This window comes from Acidobacteriota bacterium, assembly GCA_009861545.1.
In the GTDB taxonomy this organism is placed as follows: domain Bacteria; phylum Acidobacteriota; class Vicinamibacteria; order Vicinamibacterales; family UBA8438; genus WTFV01.
Genome location: VXME01000126.1, coordinates 22,494 through 29,827, shown reverse-complemented (window position 1 = coordinate 29,827; position 7,334 = coordinate 22,494). Strand labels below are relative to the sequence as shown.

The window sequence follows — 7,334 nt, the reverse complement described above, 5'->3', positions numbered from 1 at the left end:
GCCGAGCCCCGCCTGCAGCCCCCCCGCCTCGTTGCACGCCCATCCGGAACCCATGTTGCAGAGCCCGGACTGCTTCGCGACCAGGAAGCCGCAGGCGTGCGGTCGCCCCTCCTCGCAGGCCTGCTGCCAGAACGGCACCCACTGTCCGGGATGCCGATCCCCGACCCCGCCTGCCGCACTCATCCCCGCGAACACGACGGCCCACACGCCCATGTACGCCAGGTGCCGCCGCCGCGGCGCCAGCGCGCGCCCGAGCGCCGCCGGATCGAACCGCCGCAAGACCCCCGACCGCGCCGCCCGGTCGATCGCGATCACCGACACGTTCAGCAACGGCACCTGCAGCAGCTTGTCGTAGAAAGTCGGCGCTCCGACCCGGCCCAGCACCACGTACAGCACGACCGTGCTCAACCCGTAGAGCACCCCGAACGCAATGCGCCCCAGCTCCGTGCGCGGCGAGGTCGACGGATCCGTGAACAGCAGGTGCATCCCGAGAAACACCGCGATCGGGATGTACGAGTCGTAGAAGAAGTAGACCCCGGTCACCGCGAAGTAGGCGAGTCCGAACAGATACGTCGAGACCACCGCGGCCATCGTCATCGTCGTCACGCCGAAGAGGTACTGGCCGGGCAGCGCGATGAGGAAGATCCACAGGTACATCTGCGGCGGATAGAACTGCGAGATGGCGATGTCCTGCGCCCGCGTGACGTCGCTCATTCCGGTGACGATGAGCGCGAGCGCGAAGACCGCGAGCGGGAACGACGCGGGGTTGAAGATGTGGACGAGGCGGCCGTCCCGCTCCCAGCGGATCAGCTCCTTGGCCGCGAAGCCGATGGCCACCAGCAGGAACTGGAAGTGGAACCAGTCGTCGGTGAACCAGAGGAACAGGTTGATGCTGAAGATGACGGGGACGGGGCCGAAGCCGAGCCGGTGCGTATCGCGCCGCGACCAGCCGAGCAGCAGGTCGAACCCGTAGGCGAAGACGAGCTGGCCGGCGATGAGCGGGACGAAGTCGTAGACGGGGGCCCAGTGCCAGCCCCAGTAGAGCAGGACGGACGCCTGCGCGCAGGCCTGGACGTAGTGCTGCGCGCGCGGGGCGATCTCCAGCGTCCGGCGCCGGCCGCCGCGCTGCGACGCGGCGAGCAGGACGACGTTCCACACACCGAGCGCGAGCGCGGCGCCGAGGAACGCGCGGAAGAGCGTCGGGTTGTCGTGGACGCGGTCGACCAGAACGAACGCCGCCAGGGCGAGCGCGGGAACCAGCGCGGCCCCGAAGGCGCCGGCCGGCGAGAGGGAGATTGCGCGTCCCACGACGAACAGTCTGCCCTCCCGTCAGCCGTTGCCGCAACCCGCGGGAGGCGTTGCCGGTAGCGGCTGCGGTATCAGTGCGCGGATCGAAGCCTCCGGATTCGCGCTTCGAGATCCGGCGGCGCCTGGAAGACGTTGAGCTTGCGTCCACGCTTTTGCCGGTCGAGCAGACTCAATTCCGCCAATCGGAACAGATCCGCGCGGGCAGTGGCGTAGACCACGGCGTGACTGGTCATGTGGGACCGCGTTGTGTACTCCCAGTCCGGGTGCCGAACCGCGTGCGCGAGAAGTGCGAGCTGGCGGTGGTTCAGGTCCGTCCGTTCGCGGAGCAGGTGGTCGATCCGTGCCGCCTGCGCCGCCTTCAACTGGAGATACCGGTCCAGCGCGTCGAGCGCCCGCAGGATGATGTCGACCTGGTGCACGATGAAGTAGGTCGCGTCGCTCCCGTCGGTCTCGGCATGGAGAAAGGCCTGGGCATACTGCACGGGAGCAGCCTTGAGAAACCGGCTGATCGACAGGAACTCGAACATCCAGTAGCCGCGGCGCAGCATCGCCCAGTAGAAGAGCGCTCGGGCGGTGCGCCCGTTGCCATCGGCGAACGGATGGTCGTACGCGAGCCAGAAGTGCAGCATGATCGCGCGGATGACCGGATGCAGAAAGCGGTCGTCCTGCGTCGTCTGCGCCCCGTCCTCGGCGTTGGCGAACTCGACCATCGCACGCAGCCGTTCCGGTAACTGTTCCGCCGGGGGCGGTCGGTGAAGCACCTGCCCGTCGGCGTCCCAAACCTCGACGCGATCTTCGGCCGGGAGCTGCAGCCGGCCGGCGGCAGCCGGATCGTCCAGCGTGCCGTCGGTGACCGCTCGATGCAGGGCGAGCACAGCCTCGGCGGTCAACGGCCGATCCTTCATCTCGCGGACCTCGCGCATCGCCCGATAGTTGTTCAGAATCATCCGTTCGCTGCGATTTCGCGGACGCCGCCCCGCGCGGATCATCTTCGCCGCGGCGGCGCGTGTCGTCGTCGCCCCTTCGAGCTGGCTCGATGTAATCGCCTCGCGAATCAGGGAATTGACGATGAACCGATCGCGAGTCGCCGGGTTGGTCACTGCCTCGGTGACACCGATCCGACCGCTGGCGCCGCGGTCGATACGGTGCAACGCCTCGTGGACACGGTCCGGGAGCATGTAGAGGAACGGCCGGCCGCCCGTACCCCGGAGCGGGAGTGATCTGGACTGAGTGAACCGGGCCAACCGGATGCCGGTCCACCACTCCCCGGCGCTCAGGTCGGCCGGCCGGGGTATCTTTCGCCGCAGCTTGTCCCAGTGGATGTAGTGACCGTCCACCGTCGGTTGCCCGCCGAGCCTCAGCACCTCAGGTAGACGCTGCTTGTGTTGCTCGAGGAGTTCCTCGAGCGGCGGCGGTGCGACGGGCCTCTTCATCAGCCTGCTTCCGAATCATCGAATCCAGCACTATTGATGAACACTGATGAAAATGCACCATCGCCTTGGTCCCCGTGCCTGGCCGGGTCGAGTCCATCAAGGATTCATCAATTCTACAACTATTGATGAATCTTGATGGAAATGCAACACTCGCGACAAGCCAGCGGCGCGCCCCCACGGCCGCGGCTCACTTGCGGTACCAGTCGTAGAACGCGTCCCCCGGCGGCACCTTCCGCCGGATGTCGACGATGATCGTCTCCCCCTCCCAGGTGGTGACGAGCTGCTCCTTGCGCACGTGCCCGTAGAGGAACTCCTCGACGAACTCGATGCAGCGGTACTCCAGGAGCTGCATGTTCTCCTCCAGCCGGCGGTAGAGCGGCATGGAGATCGTCCACGGCTCGGTGAAGGTGTTCGGATCGGTAATCGTCACCTCGTAGTGGATGGCGTCGGGCGAGATCGGCGTGAAGCGCTCCTCCAGCCGCAGCGCCTCGCTGTGGAAGTTGCCGGCCCGGTCGAACCAGTTCTTGCCGTTGAACTCGGTGACCTCGACCACCAGCGTGTCGCCCTCCCAGCGGCCCTCCGAGTGCCCCATGTAGGTCCAGTCGGGCGGCAGCTCCACGTCGTCCAGGTGGATGGTGCGCGCCGTGCTGGTGAACGCGAACGCCATCTGGATCTTGTTCGTGCTCTGCACGATCTGGAACGGGTGGGGCATGTACATCGCCCGCGGGATCCCCGGCAGGTAGCACTTGAGCTCGGGGTCGCGGTCGATCCAGTTGGCCGCGTTCTCGTCCTTGATGGCCCGCGCCTCCGGGGTGTAGGGGATCCGGCCGTCGCCCCCGACGACGCCCAGCGAGCCGGGAACGCCGCCGGCCGCGCCCAGCGCGAGCACCGGCGCCGCGGGGACCTCGACGAAGTCGAACGGATACGCCCCCTGCTGCGTCACCATGCCGGGGCGCGCGGCGTGGGCCTCCAGGTCCCAGTGCGCCTCGTTGTTCGCCTGCCAGATGCCGCTGAAGTCGGGCCGGCCGTCGACGGTGCGGACCGCGTTGGCCGCCTCCTGCCCCTGACCGGCCGCGCCGGTCATCGACGCGGTGATGACGGCGGTCACGGCCGCCGTCACGAGCACCGCGGTGACTATCGAGCCTCCGTATATCACTCGGTTTCGCACGTTGAACCCCCTGTCACCGCTGCAGCGGATTGACCTCGTCGCCCGAGTCGGCGAAGCCCGCGGCGAACCCGCCGCACCCGGCGCTGCACAGCGTGGCCGGATCCGGGCCGGTGCCCTCGGCGAACTCCCGCTCCTCGGCGCGCGAGCCCCGCAGCAGGGCGGGCATGCCGTAGTTGCCCTCGTGGCAGCGGGGCTCCTTGTAGATGCGGTTGAGCTGGTCGCTCTGCCGGCTCAGCTCCAGCGCGACGGTCCAGGGCGCCGTCCACGTCGTCGGGTCGTTCATCGTGACGATGTACTCCAGCGTCTCGGCGTCGACGCGGCGCCAGCGCTCCACCAGGTGCAGGTTCTCGCGCGAGCCCTGGTAGTCGGTCTTGGGCGTGAAGTTGGTGACGTCGACCACCAGCGTGTCGCCCTCCCAGCGGCCGCGCGAATCGCCCCACCACTGCCGGATGTGCGGCGGCAGGTGCGGGCGGTCGGTCACGGGGATGACCCGCTGCCAGCCCTGGCCCTGCCCGGTGTCGTAGAAGATCGACACGGTCTCGGGCGACTGCACGATCTGCAGGAAGTAGCCGGCCGCGCCCCCGAAGTCCGGCAGCTTGGCCTGCATGCAGCGCTCGCCGAGGCCGCGATCCTCGGGACCGTCGGAGCGGTTGAACGACCCGCCCGCCGCGGCGCCCGTCGCGGGATAGAACGGCGGCGGCTCGTTGCGGCGCGGCGACGGCGGCCCGTACGTGCCGCCCGCGCAGGACGGCAGGTTGTCGCGGCAGACCGCGGTGGCCTGGATCAGCGCGAGCTGGTACTCGCGGATGGCGTCGCGGCGCGCCTGCGCCTCGGGCGTCAGCGGCGGAATCCGGCCGTCGGGCGGATCGATGATCAGCGACGTCCGCCGGCCCATGTACTTGTGCGACAGGTAGATCGCGGCGCTGTAGGCGCCGCCCACGTCCTGCTCGCTGCCCCTGTCGGCGTAGCGGGTGTCCTGGTAGATGATGCGCGCCCGCTCCTGGTCCAGCTCGGCCCGCTGCTCGTCGGTCAGGAACTCCTGGTCCGCGAAGCGGGCGGGCCGCTCCAGCGGGATCAGGAAGTCGGTGGTCCAGATGCCCTGCAGGTCCGGCTCGCCCCACGGGGTGGGGGTGGCCGGCTCCGCGTCCGATTGGTCGGTAGGCTGCTGCGCCTGCCCCTCCACGGGCACCGGGGCCCACTGCAGAAGCACGATGACGCCGGCGACCGCCGCCGCCACGCCGAACAGCTCGAGCACGCGTCGTCTCATGTCGAACCTCCAATCCCGATGCGGGAGCCCGACATTCGGACTCCCATCCGCCGCCGTCCCGTTCGCGCCGCTACTTGCGATACCACTCGTGGACCGCGGCATCGCGATCTGCCACGGCCGGCACCTCGCCCGCCTGCACACGAGTGGAGAAGCGCATCACTACCGTGTGCCGCCGCATCACTTCGCCCAGGCCACCCCCTCCGTCCGGGGGTCGACGCCGGCCGCCAGCACGCCGTGCTCGTGGTCCACGATGATCGCCGCGTTCGAGCCCATCGACCACTCCGGGCGGACCCGCAGCGCGTGGCCCTTCGCCTCCAGCACCGCGCGCACCTCGGCCGAGATGCCCCGCTCCACCGACAGGTCGCCGGGATACATGGTGTGCGGGAACGGCGAGGCCGGGAAGCTGCGCGTCGACCAGCGCGGCGCCTCTATGGCTTGCTGCACGTTCATGTTGAACTCCACCATGTTCAGCAGGGTCTGCATCGTCCGCATGATCTGGTCATCGCCGCCGGGGCTGCCCAGGATGCCCCAAGGCGCGCCGTCCTTCATCACCAGCGTGCTCTGCAGCGTGCTGCGCGGCCGCTTGCCCGGCGCCAGGGCATTGGCCTCGCCGTGGACCAGCGAGTAGTAGTCGCCCCGGCACGTAAAGCTGAACCCGAGGTCGCCGACGACCACGCCGGTCCCGAAGCCGCTGTGCAGGCTGGGCTCGAAGCTCACCATGTTGCGGTCGCCGTCGACCACCGCGATGTAGCTGGTGTCGCCCTCGTGATCGGCCTCGCCCGCGAAGGTGACGCGCGGGTGGGCCGGGGTCGGGGGCGGGTTGTCCATGAACCGCTCGGGACTGCCCGGCCGGAACTCCAGCGACGCCTCGTCCGGGTCGACCAGCGCGCGGCGCTCGGCCGCGTAGTCCTTCGACAGCAGCCCCTCGTAGGGGATGGGGACGACGTCCTGGTCGCCGAGATACTTGTCGCGGTCGGCGAAGGCCAGCTTCAGCGCCTCGGCGCTCGTGTGGATGTAGTCGGCGCTGTTGTGGCGCATGGCGACGAGGTCGAAGCCCTCCAGGATGTTCAGGGTGAACAGCTCGGCCGGCCCCTGGCTGGCCGACGGGTTCTTGTAGACGTCGTAGCCGCGGTAGTTGGTCGAGACCGGCGTCTCCACCTGGGCGGTGAAGGCGGCGAAGTCCTCGTAGCGGTAGAGGCCGCCGTGCTCCTCGAAGAACCTCGCCATGTCGCGGGCGATGTCGCCCTTGTAGAAGCGGTCGCGCCCCGCCTTCAGCGCCGCCGACCGGCCCAGGTGGGCGTTCTCGCGCTCGGACTCGACGATCTTCTCCAGCACGCGGGCGGCGTCGGGATTGCGGAAGATCTCGCCCGGCGCCGGCGCGCGGCCGTCCGGGAAGTAGACCTTCATGGTCGTCGGGTACTTGCGGATCTTCGACGAGTTGGCGATGGTGCGGCTGAGTCCTTCGCTGACGGGGAAACCCTCGGCCGCGACCGCAATCGCCCGCCGCAGCGTCTGCTCGAAGGTCATCGTCCCCCAGCGGTCGAGCAGGAGGTACCAGGCGTCGACCACGCCGGGCGTGGACGCGGCCAGCAGCCCGTCGCTGCGCGGCAGCTCGCCGTTGTTGTGCTCCTCGTACCACTCGATGGTGGCCAACGCCGGCGCCATCCCCTCCGCGTTGATCGAGTAGACCTGCTTCGCCTCGGCATCGTAGACCAGCACGACGGCGTCGGCTCCGATGCCGTTCATCGCCGGGTCGACCAGGGCCAGCACCGCCTGCCCCGCCACCGCGGCGTCGAAGGCATTGCCGCCCGCGTCGAGTATCTCGACCGCGGCGGCCGTCGCCTGCGCCTTCATCGAGCTGACCGCGTACTCCTGCCCGCGGATGACGGGGCGGACCGTGCGGAAGTCCGGCGCGGCGCGCACTGCCGCCGAGCCGGCGCTCCCCGGTTGCGCGGCCAAGTGGAGCGGGAAGCTGAACGCCATCAGAGCCATGAGGAATGACATGCCGAAGAGGATGCGGGGTGCAGCCATCGCTGCCTCCTTCGGTTCCGGGTGCTTCCGAGAGACGCGGCTATCTAAACGGGCACGGGCCTGCGGTTGGCACGCCGGAGACGCCGGCACCGTGCAATCAGCCCAAGTCTACTCCCGCGCAACCCCG

Annotated in this window: 4 protein-coding genes and 1 pseudogene; all 5 read right to left on the bottom strand. The window is 69.2% G+C overall.

Annotation, left to right across the window (positions count from 1 at the left end; all coding sequences use genetic code 11):
* Positions 1-1,308 (bottom strand): hypothetical protein (locus tag F4X11_20315; GenBank protein MYN67340.1); only part of this gene is annotated, 1,308 nt, incomplete at its 3' end.
* A gap of 71 nt (positions 1,309-1,379) precedes the next feature.
* Positions 1,380-2,741, bottom strand: a complete 1,362-nt coding sequence (locus F4X11_20310; GenBank protein MYN67339.1) for a Fic family protein — start codon at positions 2,739-2,741, stop codon at positions 1,380-1,382.
* A 328-nt stretch (positions 2,742-3,069) separates the two neighbouring features.
* Positions 3,070-3,825, bottom strand: a pseudogene (locus F4X11_20305) (hypothetical protein).
* A gap of 97 nt (positions 3,826-3,922) precedes the next feature.
* Entirely contained in the window at positions 3,923-5,176 is a 1,254-nt protein-coding gene (locus F4X11_20300; GenBank protein MYN67338.1) for a hypothetical protein, read from the bottom strand.
* A 177-nt stretch (positions 5,177-5,353) separates the two neighbouring features.
* On the bottom strand, positions 5,354-7,207 hold the full coding sequence (ggt, locus tag F4X11_20295) for a gamma-glutamyltransferase (GenBank protein ID MYN67337.1): 1,854 nt from the start codon (positions 7,205-7,207) through the stop codon (positions 5,354-5,356).
* Positions 7,208-7,334 lie beyond the last annotated feature (127 nt).